The organism is Mitsuaria sp. MSU3D, from assembly GCF_056867975.1.
The window spans coordinates 99667-114471 of sequence record NZ_CP200314.1 but is presented as its reverse complement, the minus strand read 5'-3'; the positions used below and the strand labels follow the sequence as shown (position 1 = coordinate 114471).

Annotated in this window: 16 protein-coding genes; 13 read left to right on the top strand and 3 right to left on the bottom strand. The window is 68.7% G+C overall.

The genetic code is table 11. The annotated features are described in order from the left end of the window. Positions 1-32 precede the first annotated feature (32 nt). The 8 genes from AC1VNM_RS00485 to AC1VNM_RS00450 all read left to right on the top strand — a co-directional run bounded on the left by AC1VNM_RS00485 (position 33) and on the right by AC1VNM_RS00450 (position 6913). Positions 33-437 carry a 2Fe-2S iron-sulfur cluster-binding protein gene (locus tag AC1VNM_RS00485; protein WP_483105483.1) on the top strand — a complete coding sequence of 135 codons (405 nt, stop codon included), beginning with the start codon at positions 33-35 and terminating at the stop codon, positions 435-437. Positions 438-639: 202 nt separating this feature from the next. Then, a complete protein-coding gene (locus tag AC1VNM_RS00480; RefSeq protein WP_377156685.1) occupies positions 640-2184 on the top strand; it encodes a methyl-accepting chemotaxis protein in 1545 nt (514 codons plus the stop codon). A gap of 189 nt (positions 2185-2373) precedes the next feature. After that, the gene (locus AC1VNM_RS00475; RefSeq protein WP_483105482.1) at positions 2374-3921 is read left to right on the top strand and encodes a protein adenylyltransferase SelO; all 1548 of its coding nucleotides are present in this window, start codon (positions 2374-2376) and stop codon (positions 3919-3921) included. Beyond that, complete coding sequence (msrB, locus tag AC1VNM_RS00470) at positions 3918-4373, top strand: peptide-methionine (R)-S-oxide reductase MsrB (protein WP_088409021.1); 456 nt, start codon at positions 3918-3920, stop codon at positions 4371-4373. Before AC1VNM_RS00475 ends, msrB begins: the two co-directional genes overlap by 4 nt. 25 nt (positions 4374-4398) lie before the next feature. Continuing rightward, positions 4399-5046: a septation protein A gene (locus AC1VNM_RS00465; protein WP_483105481.1), complete on the top strand. Its 648-nt coding sequence runs from the start codon at positions 4399-4401 to the stop codon at positions 5044-5046. Next, positions 5043-5387, top strand: coding sequence for a BolA family protein (locus AC1VNM_RS00460; RefSeq protein WP_483105480.1), 345 nt, complete (start codon positions 5043-5045; stop codon positions 5385-5387). Before AC1VNM_RS00465 ends, AC1VNM_RS00460 begins: the two co-directional genes overlap by 4 nt. 69 nt (positions 5388-5456) lie before the next feature. Beyond that, positions 5457-6254: a peptidylprolyl isomerase gene (locus tag AC1VNM_RS00455; RefSeq protein WP_377156693.1), complete on the top strand. Its 798-nt coding sequence runs from the start codon at positions 5457-5459 to the stop codon at positions 6252-6254. Positions 6255-6352: 98 nt separating this feature from the next. Continuing rightward, a complete protein-coding gene (locus AC1VNM_RS00450; RefSeq protein WP_377156694.1) occupies positions 6353-6913 on the top strand; it encodes a DUF2062 domain-containing protein in 561 nt (186 codons plus the stop codon). Positions 6914-6916: 3 nt separating this feature from the next. Here the strand turns inward: AC1VNM_RS00450 and AC1VNM_RS00445 are convergent, their stop codons facing one another. Next, positions 6917-7612, bottom strand: a complete 696-nt coding sequence (locus AC1VNM_RS00445; protein ID WP_483105479.1) for an ABC transporter ATP-binding protein — start codon at positions 7610-7612, stop codon at positions 6917-6919. On the opposite strand from AC1VNM_RS00445, the gene AC1VNM_RS00440 reads away from it, so the two are divergent. The 5 genes from AC1VNM_RS00440 (at position 7611) to AC1VNM_RS00420 (ending at position 13542) form a co-directional block, all read left to right on the top strand. Then, the gene (locus AC1VNM_RS00440; RefSeq protein WP_483105478.1) at positions 7611-8315 is read left to right on the top strand and encodes an arylesterase; all 705 of its coding nucleotides are present in this window, start codon (positions 7611-7613) and stop codon (positions 8313-8315) included. The two genes, AC1VNM_RS00445 and AC1VNM_RS00440, sit on opposite strands and share 2 nt — an antisense overlap. A gap of 43 nt (positions 8316-8358) precedes the next feature. Continuing rightward, on the top strand, positions 8359-10020 hold the full coding sequence (locus AC1VNM_RS00435) for a phosphoethanolamine transferase (RefSeq protein ID WP_483105477.1): 1662 nt from the start codon (positions 8359-8361) through the stop codon (positions 10018-10020). 125 nt (positions 10021-10145) lie between these two features. After that, a complete protein-coding gene (locus AC1VNM_RS00430; protein WP_483105476.1) occupies positions 10146-11468 on the top strand; it encodes an Nramp family divalent metal transporter in 1323 nt (440 codons plus the stop codon). 9 nt (positions 11469-11477) lie between these two features. Next, entirely contained in the window at positions 11478-12578 is a 1101-nt protein-coding gene (locus AC1VNM_RS00425) for a tetratricopeptide repeat protein (RefSeq protein WP_483105475.1), read from the top strand. Between the two features lie 148 nt (positions 12579-12726). Further along, a complete protein-coding gene (locus tag AC1VNM_RS00420; RefSeq protein WP_483105474.1) occupies positions 12727-13542 on the top strand; it encodes a tellurite resistance TerB family protein in 816 nt (271 codons plus the stop codon). 18 nt (positions 13543-13560) lie between these two features. On the opposite strand, the gene AC1VNM_RS00415 is transcribed toward AC1VNM_RS00420, so the two are convergent. Together AC1VNM_RS00415 and AC1VNM_RS00410 are read right to left on the bottom strand one after the other, a co-directional pair. Then, positions 13561-14388, bottom strand: a complete 828-nt coding sequence (locus AC1VNM_RS00415) for an SPFH domain-containing protein (protein WP_483105473.1) — start codon at positions 14386-14388, stop codon at positions 13561-13563. 12 nt (positions 14389-14400) lie between these two features. Next, the gene (locus tag AC1VNM_RS00410) at positions 14401-14583 is read right to left on the bottom strand and encodes a hypothetical protein (RefSeq protein ID WP_377156706.1); all 183 of its coding nucleotides are present in this window, start codon (positions 14581-14583) and stop codon (positions 14401-14403) included. Positions 14584-14805: the final 222 nt, after the last annotated feature.

Sequence of the window (14805 nt, the reverse complement as noted above, 5' to 3'; positions counted from 1 at the left end):
GGGCAAGCTTAGCGCACGGCATGATGGCGACCATGGATCACGCCCATGACGCCGCCGAGGACTCCGGCGCGCCCTCCCCGCCCTCGCACGCCCCGTCCGCCCCGGCCTCGCCGGCCGTCCACGCCGTCGAGCTCCATCCCCAGGGCTGGCGCTTCGACGCGCCCGAGGACCAGACGCTGCTGCTGGCGGCGCTTGACCATGGTCTGCGCCTGCCGCATTCCTGCCGCAACGGCACCTGCCGCGCCTGCATCGCGAAGCTGGCGTCGGGCCGCGTCGAGTACCGCATCGAGTGGCCCGGCCTGTCGCGGGAGGAGAAGGACGAGGGCTGGATCCTGCCCTGCGTCGCCTGCGCGCGCTCGGACCTGGTGATGGACCAGCCGCAGACGATCAACCTCTTCGACGTCCCGCCGCCGCCCGGGCCGGGTCCTCGGCGCTGAACGCATTTCGCACAAGCTGCGGCGATTCACCCACACGCGGGTTCACGACATCGCCTTCCGCGCTTTTGTTCACGGGCCACCCCGCTAATCCATCGATCAGTTTTCACCCCCAGCAGGCAGCATCGCGCCATCTGTCAAACCTGTCGGCAACGACACGACGGCCTTCCCGGGGGACGTCGGGCGAACAAGAAGGACTGTGGGAATGTTGAACCTGAATCGTTGGCGGCTGCGCAGCCGCGTGCTGGCCGGCTTCGCGCTGGTGATCGTGCTGATGGCGGTGGCCTCGGCGGTGGGCGTGATCCGGGTGTCGATGCTGCACCAGCGCATCGAGCGCCTGGTCGAGGTCGACATGCACACGCTGGAGATCTCGCGCCAGTGGTCGGGCCTGACCGAGGGCAACATCCAGCGCCGCATCGTGCAGCTGGTCGTCGACGACGAGAACTTCGTCAAGGCCTTCACCTCGCGCTCGAAGGAGCTGTCGGCGCGGATCGACAAGATCCAGAAGGAGCTGGACGACAGCATCACCGAGAAGGAAGGCGCGCGGCTGATCGACGAGATCGGCGCGGCCCGCAAGAAGTACCAGGACGCCCGCGAGGCGGCCATCAAGGTCAAGGAAGGCGGCGGCGACGTGAAGCCGATCGCCGCGTCGCAGCTGATCCCGGCGATGAACGACTACCTGGCCGCGATCGACAAGTTCGCCGAGCACACCCGCGACCTGCTGCAGGCCGCGCGCAAGGAAGCGCAGGCCGAGGCCGAAAGCACCCGCAACCTGGTCATCGCGCTGATGACGGTGGCGATCGTGCTGGGCGTGGGCATCGCGCTGGTGATCACGCGCTCGGTGACCGAGCCGCTGGCCGAGGCGCAGTCGCTGAGCCGGGCCATCGCCGAAGGCGACCTGAGCCGCCGCGGCCCTGACGTGGACGGTACCGACGAGGTCGCCGCATTGCGCCGCTCGCTGCAGGAGATGCAGCAGCGCCTGGCCAGCACCATCGCCAGCGTGCGCTCGTCCGCCGACCAGGTCCGCCACGCGTCCTCCGAGATCGCCACCGGCAACGCCGACCTGTCCAACCGGACCGAGCAGGCCGCGAGCAGCCTGGAAGAAACCGGCGCCGCGATGGCGCAGCTTGGTGAAGGTGTGAAGCTGAACGCCGAATCGGCGCGTGAAGCCGATGCCCTGGCGCAGACGGCCTCGCAGGTCGCCGGCCGCGGCGGCGCGATGGTCGAGCAGGTCGTCGCGACGATGAACGAGATCCAGCAGTCGTCCAACAAGATCGCCGACATCATCGGCGTGATCGACGGGATCGCGTTCCAGACCAACATCCTCGCCCTGAACGCCGCCGTGGAAGCGGCCCGCGCCGGCGAACAGGGCCGCGGCTTCGCCGTCGTGGCGAGCGAAGTGCGCTCGCTGGCGCAGCGCAGCGCGGAGGCCGCCAAGGAGATCAAGTCGCTGATCTCGGCATCGGTCGAACGCGTGGACGGCGGCTCCCGTCTGGTCGGCGAAACCGGCGCCACCATGCGCGAGATCGTCACCAGCGTCGAACGCGTCACCCGCGTCATCGGCGAGATCTCCGCGTCCAGCGCGGCGCAGTCGTTGACCCTCGGGGAAATCGGGCAAGCCGTGCGCCAGCTCGACCAGATGACGCAGCAGAACGCGGCATTGGTCGAGGAATCGGCCGCCGCCGCGGAGTCGCTCAAGGATCAGTCGGCTCAGTTGGTCGATACCGTCTCGAGCTTCAAGCTCGGCTGACACTCTTGAGAACCTGCGCTTAGCCAAGCGCGGGCTCTCCGCGGCGCAGGGGGCGCCCCTCCAGGGACCCCCAGCACCACTCCGGCCCCAGTGAGACCCCTCACTGCGGGCCTTTTCGCTTTCTGGGGCCTCATCCTCCTCGGTACCCCGTGGGCCGCAGGGCCATGGAGGGGTCGGTAAACTGGCGCAATGAATGCGCCTCTCAACGCGGCCCTCCACGCGGACTTCCCAGGCGCCGAGCCTGAACGCTGGACCCATCGCTTCGCGACACTCGGTCCCGACTTCTTCACCGAACTCCCCGGCACCGGACTGCCCGACCCGCATTGGGTCGCGACCAGCCCCGATTGCGCCGCCCTGCTCGGCTGGCCCGAAGACTGGTGGACCCGCCCCGCCGCGCTCGACGCCTTCAGCGGCAACGCCCGCCTCGCCGGCATGAAACCACTGGCCACCGTGTACAGCGGCCATCAGTTCGGCGTGTGGGCCGGGCAGCTGGGTGACGGACGCGCACTGCTGCTGGGCGGCGTCGATGGCCCGAACGGGCATTTCGAGTTGCAGCTCAAGGGCGCGGGGTTGACGCCCTATTCGCGTCGCGGCGATGGCCGCGCGGTGCTGCGCTCGTCGATCCGCGAGTTCCTCTGCTCCGAAGCGATGGCCGCGCTGGGCATTCCGACGACACGCGCACTCGCGATCACGGGCTCGACCTCGCTGAAGGTGCAGCGCGAACGCGTCGAGACCGGCGCCATCGTCACGCGCGTGGCGCCGAGCTTCCTGCGCTTCGGCCACTTCGAGCACTTCACGCATCACGGGATGGAAGCGCGCACGCGCGAGCTGTTCGACTTCTTCCTTCGCCACCACGCGCCGGAATGCGCCGACGCACCGAATCCGGTGACCGCCGCGCTGGCCAAGGTCGCCGCGCAGACGGCGGAACTCGTCGCGCAGTGGCAGGCCGTGGGCTTCATGCACGGCGTGATGAACACCGACAACATGTCGATGCTGGGCCTGACCATCGACTACGGTCCGTTCGGTTTCATGGACGGCTTCGATCCGGGCCACATCTGCAACCACTCGGACCATCAGGGCCGCTACGCCTTCGCGCGGCAGCCGCAGGTGGCGTTCTGGAACCTGCATGCGCTGGCCCAGGCGCTGCTGCCGTTGATGCCCAACATCGAGACGGATGCGGAAGCCGCCGGCGACGAGCTGATCGAGGCGCTCGAGATCTACCGCGAACGCTTCGGCGCCGCGCTGCTCGGCGCGATGCGCGCGAAGCTCGGCCTCACCGCCGAGATCGACGAGCGCGGCGAGGACGGCCCGCTGATCGACGACTGGCTGCGGCTGCTGGCCGCCCATCACACCGACTACACGATCGCGCACCGCCGGCTGGCCGGTTTCGATCCGGGTCAGCCCCTGGATGCGGCGGCGAATGCCGGCATCCGGGACCTGTTCCTGGACCGCACCGGGTTCGACGCCTGGGCGTCCCGGTACGCGGCGCGCTTGAAGATCGAGCCGATGGACGCACTTGGGACCCGTGCCCGACGGATGAACGCGGTCAACCCGGCGGTGGTTCTGAGGAATCACCTGGCCGAGACGGCGATCCAGCGGGCCGAGGCCGGCGACTTCAGCGAAGTGCGCCGGCTGCTCGATGTGCTGCGCCGTCCGTTCGACGAGCCCGCGCTGGCGTCCGACGCCGGTTTCCCGCCCGACTGGGCGCAAACGCTGGAGGTTTCCTGTTCATCATGAGCCGCTACGACAAGTTCATCCAAGACGCCACCGATCAGGACCGTGACCGCGACACGGCGTACCCCGTCAAGAAGACGGACGCCGAGTGGCGCGAACAGCTGGACCCGACCCAGTACCAGGTCGCTCGCCATGCCGCGACCGAGCGTGCGTTCACCGGCAAGTACTGGGACCACTGGGAAGCCGGGAACTACAACTGCGTCGGCTGCGGCACGCCGCTGTTCAAGGCGGACACCAAGTTCGACGCCGGCTGCGGCTGGCCCAGCTATTACGAGCCGATCAACGCCGAGGTGGTCGAGCGCGTCGTCGACTCGACGCACGGCATGGTCCGCGTCGAGGTGCGCTGCAACCACTGCGGCACGCACCTGGGCCACGTCTTTCCCGATGGTCCGGAACCGACGGGCGAGCGCTTCTGCATCAATTCCGCCGCGATAGACTTCGAGCCCCAGCGCTGAGCGCGCCGTACTGATTCCCGACCGAATGAAGCTCCTGCTCGATTTCCTGCCGCTCCTGCTGTTCTTCGTGACGTTCAAGTACGCCGACGGACAGCCGGACTGGGCAGCGGCCTTCGCCACCGAGCATCTCGGTTTCCTGGTCTCCGGCGGCAAGGTCGGTCCGACCGAGGCGCCCGTGCTGCTCGCCACCATCGTCGTGATGCTGGCGACGATCTCCCAGGTGCTGTTCCTGAAGCTGCGCGGCCGCAAGGTCGACCTGATGCTGTGGATCAGCCTGGGGCTGGTCGTCACGCTCGGCGCGGCCACCGTCTACTTCCACAACGAGACCTTCATCAAGTGGAAGCCGACGATGCTCTATTGGGCGTTCTCCGCGGCCTTCTTCGTCAGCCACGTCTTCCTCGGCAAGAACCTCCTGCGCAAGATGCTGGGCGCCGAACTGCCGCTGCCCGACGCCGCATGGACACGGCTCAACTGGGCGTGGGTGGCCTTCTTCGGACTGATGGGTTTTGCGAATCTTTACGTCGCTTACTCGTTCAGCACCGAGGCCTGGGCCAACTTCAAGGCCTTCGGATCGACCGGCCTGATCCTGCTGTTCACGCTGGGCCAGGGCGTCTACATGAGCCGGCATCTGCCGCACGAGACCGAGGCGCCCGCCGAGGAGCCCAAGCCATGAGCGGCGGCGACGACGGCGGGCATTCCTCGTCGACATCGAGAGCGGCGCCGAATCCGGCGGCCACGCCCTCGGTCGAGATCGAGGCCCGGCTGAGGGCCGCGCTGGCGCCGGTCTCGCTGCGTCTGCGCGACGACAGCGCACACCACGCGGGGCATGCGGGAGCGCGCGAAGGGGGGCATTACTACCTCGAAATCGTGAGCGCGCGCTTTGCCGGTTTACCCAGGGTGGCTCGGCATCGGCTCGTATATGATGCCCTCGCCGATCTGATGCAGAAGGGCATTCACGCGCTGGCCATCGAGGCTCGCGCGCCCGACGAACAGCAGAAACCAGGTCCTCAGTAGCGCCGCGTGTCGGCGCTTTGTTTTGGAGCGCTCACGCTCACCCGAGAGTCGAAAGGCCCTTTACCCATCATGAAGAAGTTTGTGCTCGCCGCCACCGTGGCGGTCATCGGCGCCGTGGCCCTGCCGGCCCTCGCCCAGAACATCGCGATCGTGAACGGCAAGCCCGTGCCGAAGGCCCGCGCCGACGTGCTGATCAGCCAGATCACCAAGGGTGGCCAGCCGCGCAGCCCGGAGATGGAAGCCAAGGTCAAGGAAGAGGTCGTCCTGCGCGAGATCTTCCTGCAGGAAGCCGAGAAGCGCGGCCTGAACAAGACCGACGACTACAAGAACCAGATGGAACTGGCGCGCCAGTCGCTGCTGATCCGTGAGCTCTTCGCCGACTACGCGAAGAAGAACCCGATCACCGACGCCGACGCCAAGACCGAATACGACAAGTTCAAGGCGCAGGCCTCGGGCACTGAATTCCACGCCCGCCACATCCTGGTGGAGAAGGAAGAAGACGCCAAGGCGCTGGTCAAGCAGCTCAACGGCGGCGCCAAGTTCGAAGACCTGGCCACCAAGAACTCCAAGGACACCGGTTCCGCCCAGAACGGCGGCGACCTGGGCTGGTCCGCGCCGGACGCCTACGTGCCTGAGTTCAGCGCTGCCCTGGGCAAGCTGAAGGCCGGCGAGATGACGCAGGAGCCGGTGAAGTCGCAGTTCGGCTATCACATCATCAAGCTGGAAGAAACGCGCCAGGCGCAGTTCCCGGCCTTCGACGACGTCAAGGGCCAGATCATCCAGCGCATGCAGCAGCAGAAGGTCGCGGAGTTCCAGGAGGAACTGCGTACCAAGGCCAAGACCGACTTCAAGTTCTCCGCGAACTGATCGCCGATCCGAACAGTCTTTGCTGTACTGTTCAGAGCCCGCGCCGCTGCAGGTCAGCCGCGCGGGCTTTTCACATCTGAAGCATCCCTGACGCCCCAATGACGGCTTCCCGACTTGCCCGCCGACTGCTGCCCTCGCCCGAGTCCCTGGAACAGACCAAGGGACTGAAGTGGCTCGGCCTCTACCTCAAGGAGCGCCCCTGGCTGTGGGTGGCGCACCGGCGGCGGGTCGCGCTGGGCGCGGGATTGGGGCTGGCCGTGGGGGTCATCCCCTTGCCGACGCAGATGCTGCTGGCGGCGGTGGTCGCGATCGTGTGCCGGGCCAACGTCGCCGCGGCGATCGCCGCGACCTGGCTGACGAATCCGTTGACGCTGGTGCCGATCTGGACGCTGGCGATCTTCCTGGGCCGCCAGGTGCTGGGCATTCACGGCCCGATTTCCGCCCCGAAGGAACTGGCGCTGAACTGGAGCGATCCTTCGAGCTGGTGGCACGCCTTGAGCCAATGGCTCTCCGAGCTGGGCACGCCGCTGCTGGTGGGCCTGCCGCTTGCGGGCGTGCTGCTGGGTCTGTGCCTCTACGTGATCGTCTACATCGGCTGGTGGGCCGTGATCCGCTACGAGCGCAGAAGGCGGCTGCGCGAGCGCGCGATGCGGACCTGACGCTCAGGCAGGCAGATCCGCCATCGTGATGTCCTGCAGATGGCCTGCCGAGATTTTCAACTGCCGCTCGCAGCGTGCCGCGATGCTCTGGTCGTGGGTGACCATGACCAGCGTCGTTCCGAGCTCCCGGTTGAGTTCGAACATCAACGCCATGACCTGCTCGCCAGTGGCGTAGTCGAGGCTGCCGGTCGGCTCATCGGCCAGCAGCAACGCGGGCTGCTGCACGAAGGCACGGGCGAGCGCGACGCGCTGCTGCTCGCCGCCCGACAGCACGCGCGGGTAGTGCGACAGCCGCTGCCCCAGCCCCACCCGTTCCAGCATGGCCTTGGCCTGCGACCGCGCATCGCGTTCGCCGCGGAGCTCCAGCGGGAGCATGACGTTCTCCAGCGCCGTCAGGTGCGACAGCAGCTGGAAGCTCTGGAACACGAAGCCCAGATGCGCCCCGCGCAGTGCGGCCCGGCCGTCCTCGTCGAGGATGAACATGTCCTGCCCCTGCAGACGCACGGTGCCCTCGGTGGGCGTATCCAGCCCCGCGAGGATGGACAGCAGCGTGCTCTTGCCCGAGCCCGAGGCGCCGACGATGGCGACGGACTCCCGCGCCTGCAGCTGGAAATTGATGTCATGCAGAATGGTCAGCACGCCGTCGGCATCCTGGACCGACTTGCTGACGTGATCGACTTCGAGGATGTTCTGAACCATGAATCAACCGCAGATGCGCCGCCGTGAATGGATGTTGCACTGTAGCGCCTGTGTCGCGACCCTCGTCGCGACGGGGGTCCTGGCCGGGCCTGTCGCGGCGCAAGGCCGCACCGAAGCGGGCGCTGTGGCCGGAGCGACTGGCGGGGCATCGCGCCGCATCGTCGTGCTCGGCGACAGTCTCTCCGCCGAGTATGGCCTGGCCCGCGGCAGCGGCTGGGTGGCGCTGCTGGAGCAGCGGCTGAAGGCGCAGAAGCTCGACGCCGAGGTGATCAACGCCAGCATCAGCGGCGACACGACCTCGGGCGGACGCTCGCGGCTGCCCGCGCTGCTGAAGCAGCATCGCCCGACGCACCTGATCATCGAGCTCGGCGGCAACGACGCGCTGCGCGGCCTGCCGCTGAAGATGACCCGCGAGAACCTGAAGGCGATGGTGCAGGCCGGCAAGGACGCCGGCGCGAAGGTGCTGCTGATCGGCATGCAGATCCCGCCCAACATGGGCGCGAGCTACGCGCGGGACTTCGAGGGCAGCTTCAAGACCGTCGCGCAGGAGGAGAAGGTGCCGCTGCAGCCCTTCCTGCTGGCCGGCGTGGCCGATCGGCCGGACATGGCCGAGTGGTTCCAGGGCGACCGCATCCACCCGCTGGCCAAGGCGCATCCGGTGATGCTGGACAACGTCTGGAAGGTCTTGAGGCCGATGTTGTGAGCGGGCACCTAGACTGCGCGCCTTCGCCGCTTTCTTCGACCTGATGTCCGCTTCGATTCCCGGACGCCCCGCGCTGCTGCGCTGGGGCGCTCTGAGCCTGCTCGCGCTCGCCTGCGCCGGCGCGGTGCTGGCCGGCCACGACAGCCGCCGCGCGGCGCAGGTCGGGTTGCTCGTCCTCCCCGTGCTGCTGTGGCTGCTGTGGCCGATCGAGCGCCTCGTCTGGCGCCGGGTGCGCTGGGTGACGGCCTTCGTCGTGATCTCGGCCTTCCTCGTCGACGGCGCGGTGCGCGCCTTCCTGCAGAACCAGTATCAGGCGGCGCCGGACAGCTCGCTCGTGCTCGCCGCGGCGGCGAACACGACTGCGCGCGAGTCGATCGAGTACCTCGTCTCGCAGGTGCCCGCGATGGCGATGGCCGTCGCCGCGTTGATCGGGATGCTCGCGCTCAGCGGCGTCGCGATCACGCTCGCGACCCGCGCGACCGGCGTGACTGGCGCGAGCGGCAATCGGGCGGTGCTCTCGCGCCGCGCCCGCATCGCGCTGCTCGTCGTGCTGGCCGTCTGCGCCCTCGCCCACCTGAGCAAGCCCTGGCGCCGGCATCATCCGCTGCTGTTCTGGCCGGCCTGGACGCAGCAGGTCGCCGACCTGCGCGCGAACTGGGCGGACCAGCAGGTCCAGCGCGAGCAGTTGATACGCAATGCCCGAGCCGCGTCGCCGGCGATGGTGACGAGCGGCCCATCGACCGTGGTGCTCGTGCTGGGCGAGAGCGTGAACCGCGACAACATGAGCCTCTACGGCTACGCACGGCCGACGACGCCCGAACTGATCGCGCTGCGCGACGAGGAACGCGCCAAGCTGCTGACGCTGCGCCACGCGTGGTCGACGCAGGCGACGACGGTCGCGTCGTTGAGCGGCCTGTTCAGCTTCGGCGAGCGCGACGAGGACGATCCCGCCGGCCGCACGCAGCACCTGATCGCGCTGGCGAAGAGCGCCGGCTACAAGGTCTGGTGGGTGAGCAACCATGACGACGTCGCCGTCGACCAGCAGCACGCGCGGCTGGCCGATGTGGTGGAGATGATCAACCGGCAGCCGGGACGCTCGTCGGGCTCGCTCGACGAGGACCTGCTGGACGAGGTCGAACAGGCGCTGGCCGATCCCGCGCCGCGCAAGCTGGTGGTGGTGCACCTGCTGGGCGCGCATCCGCACTACCGTCTGCGCATGCCGCCGGGCGAGCATCCGTTCGACGACCAGGACGGCGACGCCGTGGACGCTGCGATGGCGCGCGACGGCCGCGCCGCCTGGGTGCGCGAGTTCCGGCAGGACTACGACTCGGCCATCCACTATCACGACCGCATCGTCGCGCGGACGCTGCGGCTCACGCGCAGCCACCTGCCGGCGGGCGGACACGGCGCCTGGATGTTCCTGTCCGACCACGGCCAGGAGGTCGGCCACAGCCTCGACCACGCCGGCCACAGCCCGGGCACGGCCTCGGGTTATCGCATCCCCGCGCTGCTGTGGCGCAGTGGATCGGGCTTCGAAGCGTCGACGGCCTCGCGTCCGTTCCGCGCCGACTGGGCCGGCTGGACGCTCGCCGAGCTGATGCAACTCCGCTGGCCGGACATGCGCGACGAGCGCAATGTGCTCCATCCCGCTTACGCATGGGAAGCACCCGCGCTGCCGGTGAAGAACGTCCGCTTCGAGCAATAGCCGGCGGGCACAGCGCGGGACGTGCTTGAGCGTTGCCCGAGCATCGGGCGGGCCTCATGCGGACCTCGTGCGGAACTCGTGCGGGCATTGCGCTTGCCTGTGCCTCGGCAACCCAGGAGCCAGGCATGGATCGAATCGACAGTGACGCCGCGGCTCACGCGGAGAAGACGCCCGTCAGCGCGCCCTGGTGGAGCAAGCTCGGCCCCGGCCTGATCACCGGCGCCGCCGACGACGACCCGAGCGGCATCGCCACCTATTCGCAGGCCGGCGCGCAGTACGGCTACAGCGTCGGCTGGACCATCCTCGTGACCTTCCCGCTGATGGTCGGCATCCAGCTCGCCAGCGCGCGGATCGGCCGCATCACCGGCAAGGGGCTCACCGAGAACTTCTCCAAGCTCTGCCCGCGCTGGCTGGTCGTCGGGCTGGTGTCGCTGCTGGTCGTGGCCAACGTCATCAACCTCGGCGCCGACCTCAGCGCGATGGGCGATGCGATGCACCTGGCCGTCGGCGGTCCGCCGGGAGCGTTCGTCGTCGTCATGGCCTTGCTCTCCCTGCTGCTGCAGATCTGGCTGCCGTATGAGCGCTACGTGAAGCTGCTGAAATGGCTGACGCTGACACTCCTCGCCTACGTCGGCGTCGGCTTCGCGGCCCAGGCGGACTGGGTGCTCGCGCTGAAGTCGCTGGTGCTGCCGTCGCTGCACTGGGACCGCGACTACGCGACCACCGTCGTCGCGATCCTCGGCACGACGATCAGTCCCTACCTCTTCTTCTGGCAGGCCAGCCAGGAAGCCGAGGAGATCCGTCGCATCGACGCCGACCGTCCGCTCGCCGTCGCGCCGGAGCAGGCGGCCAGCCAGTTCCGCCGGCTGCGCACGGACACGTTGGTGGGCATGGGGTTCTCCAACACGATCGCGTTCTTCATGATCGTCGCGACCGCCGCCGCGCTGCATGCCCACGGCGTGCGCGACATCGAGACCACCGCGCAGGCCGCGCAGGCGCTCAAGCCGATCGCCGGGAACTTCGCGTTCGTGCTGTTCGCGGCCGGCATCGTGGGCACGGGCTTCCTCGCGCTGCCGGTGCTCGCCGGATCAGCGGCGTACGCGGTTGCCACGCTCGCGGGCGTGCGGCGCGGGCTCGACCGTCCGGCGCACTCGGCCAAGGTCTTCTACGCGATCCTCAGCGGGGCCATGCTCCTCGGACTCGCGCTCAGCCTGTCGGGGTTCAATCCGATCAAGGCGCTGTACTGGTCGGCTGTCGTGAACGCGCTGATCTCGGTGCCCATCATGGTCGCCGTGATGATCGCGGCCTCGCACCGGAAGATCGTCGGCGAGCTGCGCATGCCGCCGCTGTGGCGCGTGCTGGGATGGCTCGCGACCGGCGCGATGGCGCTGGCCACCGTGACGATGATCGCGCTGCAGACTTCCAGCATGGTCGGAGGCAGTCGCTAGACTGCCCCGATGACCGCACCCGCTCCGCTCCACGACGACTGGTCCCTGCGCATCGACGATGTCTGGCGGCGCGCACCGGATCTCACCGGCGCGCAGATCGTCGAGGCGATCGATGCGCTCGCGGCCGAACGTCCCGAGGGCGATGCGCGAGCCCTCTTCGAGCGCGCCTGCGCACGCGACACGGCCGGTCTCGAAGCGGAGGCCGAGCCGCTCTATCGCGCGGCGCTCGAAACGGGCGCGCTCGACCCGTACCGTCGCACGCGTGCGGTCATCCAGCTCGGCAGCACGCTGCGCTGGCTGAAGCGTCTCGACGAGAGCGAAGCGCTGCTCGTCGCCGAGCTGGCTCATCACCTGCAGCCCGGCCACGACCGCCCGCTGCATGACGAGGCGCGCGCGATCCTGGCGCTCACCTATGCGGCGCAGGGCCGCGGCAACGAGGCGGCCGGACTGGCGCTGGCGACGCTCGCGCCGCGGCTGTCGCGCTACAACCGCTCGATGCTGGCCTGCGCGAAGCAGCTCGCCGGCGAGGTCTGGGACGATGGGGCCGCCGTCGCGCCGGGCACGCCGGGCGTCGAGCTGATCGAAGGTCGCTTCGTGCTGCGGCCCTACCGCCCCGCCGACCTGCCGGACTTCGTCACCGCGGTCCGCGAGTCGCATGCGTCCATCGGCCGATGGATGAAATGGGCGCACGCGGATTTCTCCGCCGCTGATGGCGCCGAGTGGCTCGCCCACTGCGCCCGCGGCTGGCAGAGCGGCACCGCCTACGAGTTCGGCATCTTCGACCGCGACAGCGGCGACTTCGTCGGCGGCGGCGGACTCAACTCGCTGCATGCGGTGCATCCGTTCTGCAACCTCGGCTACTGGGTGCGTTCGTCCCGGGAGGGCCAGGGCGCGGCCTCATCGGCGGTGCGCGCGCTCAGCCGGCATGCGTTCGGCAAGCTCCAGCTGATGCGCGTGGAGATCGTCGTCGCCGACGGCAACGAACCCAGCCTCGCCGTGGCGCGGCGCTGCGGCGCGCACTACGAGGGCCTGCTGCGCAACCGGATCCGCGGCGTCGACGGCCAGGCGTGGGATGCGCACATGTTTTCGCTGGTGCCGGGCTCGTCATGAGGCGCTGATGCCCGCCATGTCACTGGCACCGAGGGCCTGGCCGAACAAGCAGGCCCGACCGAATCGATTGACAGGCCGATCGGACTTGGGGATGTCATCCGATGCCCTCAACTGACAGACTCTTCTACCGCGTTGAAAGGGGCTGGCGATGAGTGCGCATGGACTTCTGGATCAATTGCTGAGATCGGGTCGCGACCTGTTGGCAGGCGGCGGCGCACCGGGCCGAAGTGGCCCGGGCGGGCTCGGCGGCCTCGGCGGCCTCGGTGGACTGGGCGGGCTGGGCAACCTCGGCAATCTGGGGAATCTGGGGAATCTCGGCAACCTGGGAGGACTCGGACAGATCGGCGCAGGCGCTGGCGTCGCCGGCGTCCTGGGCGCCCTGCTCGGCAGCAAGCGCGGACGCAGCTACGGCGGCAAGGCGCTGAAGTACGGCAGCATCGCGGCGCTCGGGTTGATGGCCTACAAGGCCTATACCGCATGGCAGGCGCAGCAGCAGGCGCAAGGCCAAGGGCAGGCGCAGGGCCAGTCGTCTGCGCCGGGTTCGACGTCGTCGTCGCAGGCCAGCCTCACGGCGGAACCGCGCACGCTGGACCGGGTGCCTCAGGACGAAGCGGAGGAACACAGCCGCGCCGTGCTGCTGGCGATGATCGCCGCCGCCAAGGCCGACGGTCATCTGGACGACCGCGAGCGCGAACTGATCGAGCAGGCGCTCAGCCGCGTCGAGGACGATCCCGAGTTGCGCCGCTGGCAGGAGGACGTCCTGCGTCGTCCGCTCGATCCGGCCGCCGTGGCACAGGCTGCCACGACGCCGGAGATCGCCTCCGAGATGTACCTCGCCAGCCTGCTGATGGTCGACGAGACCAGCTACATGGAACGCGCCTACCTCGATGAACTGGCCCGCCAACTGAAGCTGCCGGAGGGCCTGAAGTCCCAACTCGAGGCCCAGGCGCTCGCGCAAGGCTGAAGCGTCCGCGCTGACCCGTCAGCGCGCCGGGTTGGCGTTCACGATGCCCTTGAAGTCGTAAGGGACGACGATCGTCTGCACCTTGCCGGCGGCGACGCCTTCGGCGATCTTCAGCTGGGCCTGCGCGTTCATGTACTCGATCGCCTTGCTGTTGGTGTTCAGCGCGGCGATCCGTTCGGCCTCCTTCTTGGCCGTCTCGACCTCGATCTCCTTGGCGCGCAGCGCGTTCTGCGCCGTCACCACGGCGTTGGCGGACGCGATGATGTCGTCCGCCGGCATCACCGTGCGCACCTGCACCAGCGAGACCGACAGCGCCGTCCCCAGCCCTTCCGACGCCAGCGTCTCCGTCACGATGCGCTTGATCTCGGACTCGATCTTCTGGCGGTTGTCCGCGACGGCCAGGGCCTTGTATTCGCGCACGGCCTTGTAGGCCGCGTTGTTGGCCACCGTGGTCATGTAGCCATGCATCAGGATCCAGTCGCGGTCGTCGCGGCTGAAGGCATGGAAGGTGCGGCTCTTGGTGGTCCAGAGGTCCGACACCGCCGAAGGATTGATCGAGTAGACCAGGGTCATGTCGAAATCCTTGAGCGTGCTGTTGTCGGACGTCAGCGGCTGCTTGTTCTCCAGCGTGACCGCGATGTCGCGGACCGGGAAGGTCAGCACGTCGCCGAACAGCGTCTGGTTGAAGCTGCCGGGCAACAGCTCGGCGCCGCTGATCTGCTTGTCGACGCCGACGCGCAGGCCGACCTCGCCGGTCTCGATGCGGGTGCAGCCGCCGAGCAGCGCCGCCACGGCCAGCATGCCGAGCGACAGGCGCGACGAACGCGCGCGATGGGTGGTGCTCATGTCTTCTTCTCCTCAGAACAGATAGATGGTGAGTGCCGCGAGCGCCAACGCGAGTACCGCGCCGCCGACGGCCCAACGCGCGAGCTGGAACCAGGCCAACGCCTGTCTGCGCGTCATCGAACGCACCCAGACCACCAGGCCCAGACAGGCCAGCCACAACACGATGAGCACCAACCAGGCGCGAATGAGAGCCATGCTTTTTCTCCTCGGCGTGCATTGTGGGACGGCGCACCGCGATCACGCTCGACTCCGTCGGGGGGACACCCCTCGGAGGGAGAACCGCGCGGCGGGGACGCCACATCGGCGTCATCACCTTCGGTCCGCCGGTGGGTGGTGCCAGGACTTGCCTGCTTGCAGCGGAGGCTCCCGCGTGCCGCTGTTCCGCGTTGGCGCGCCGCAACGCGAAATCGCTCCGCA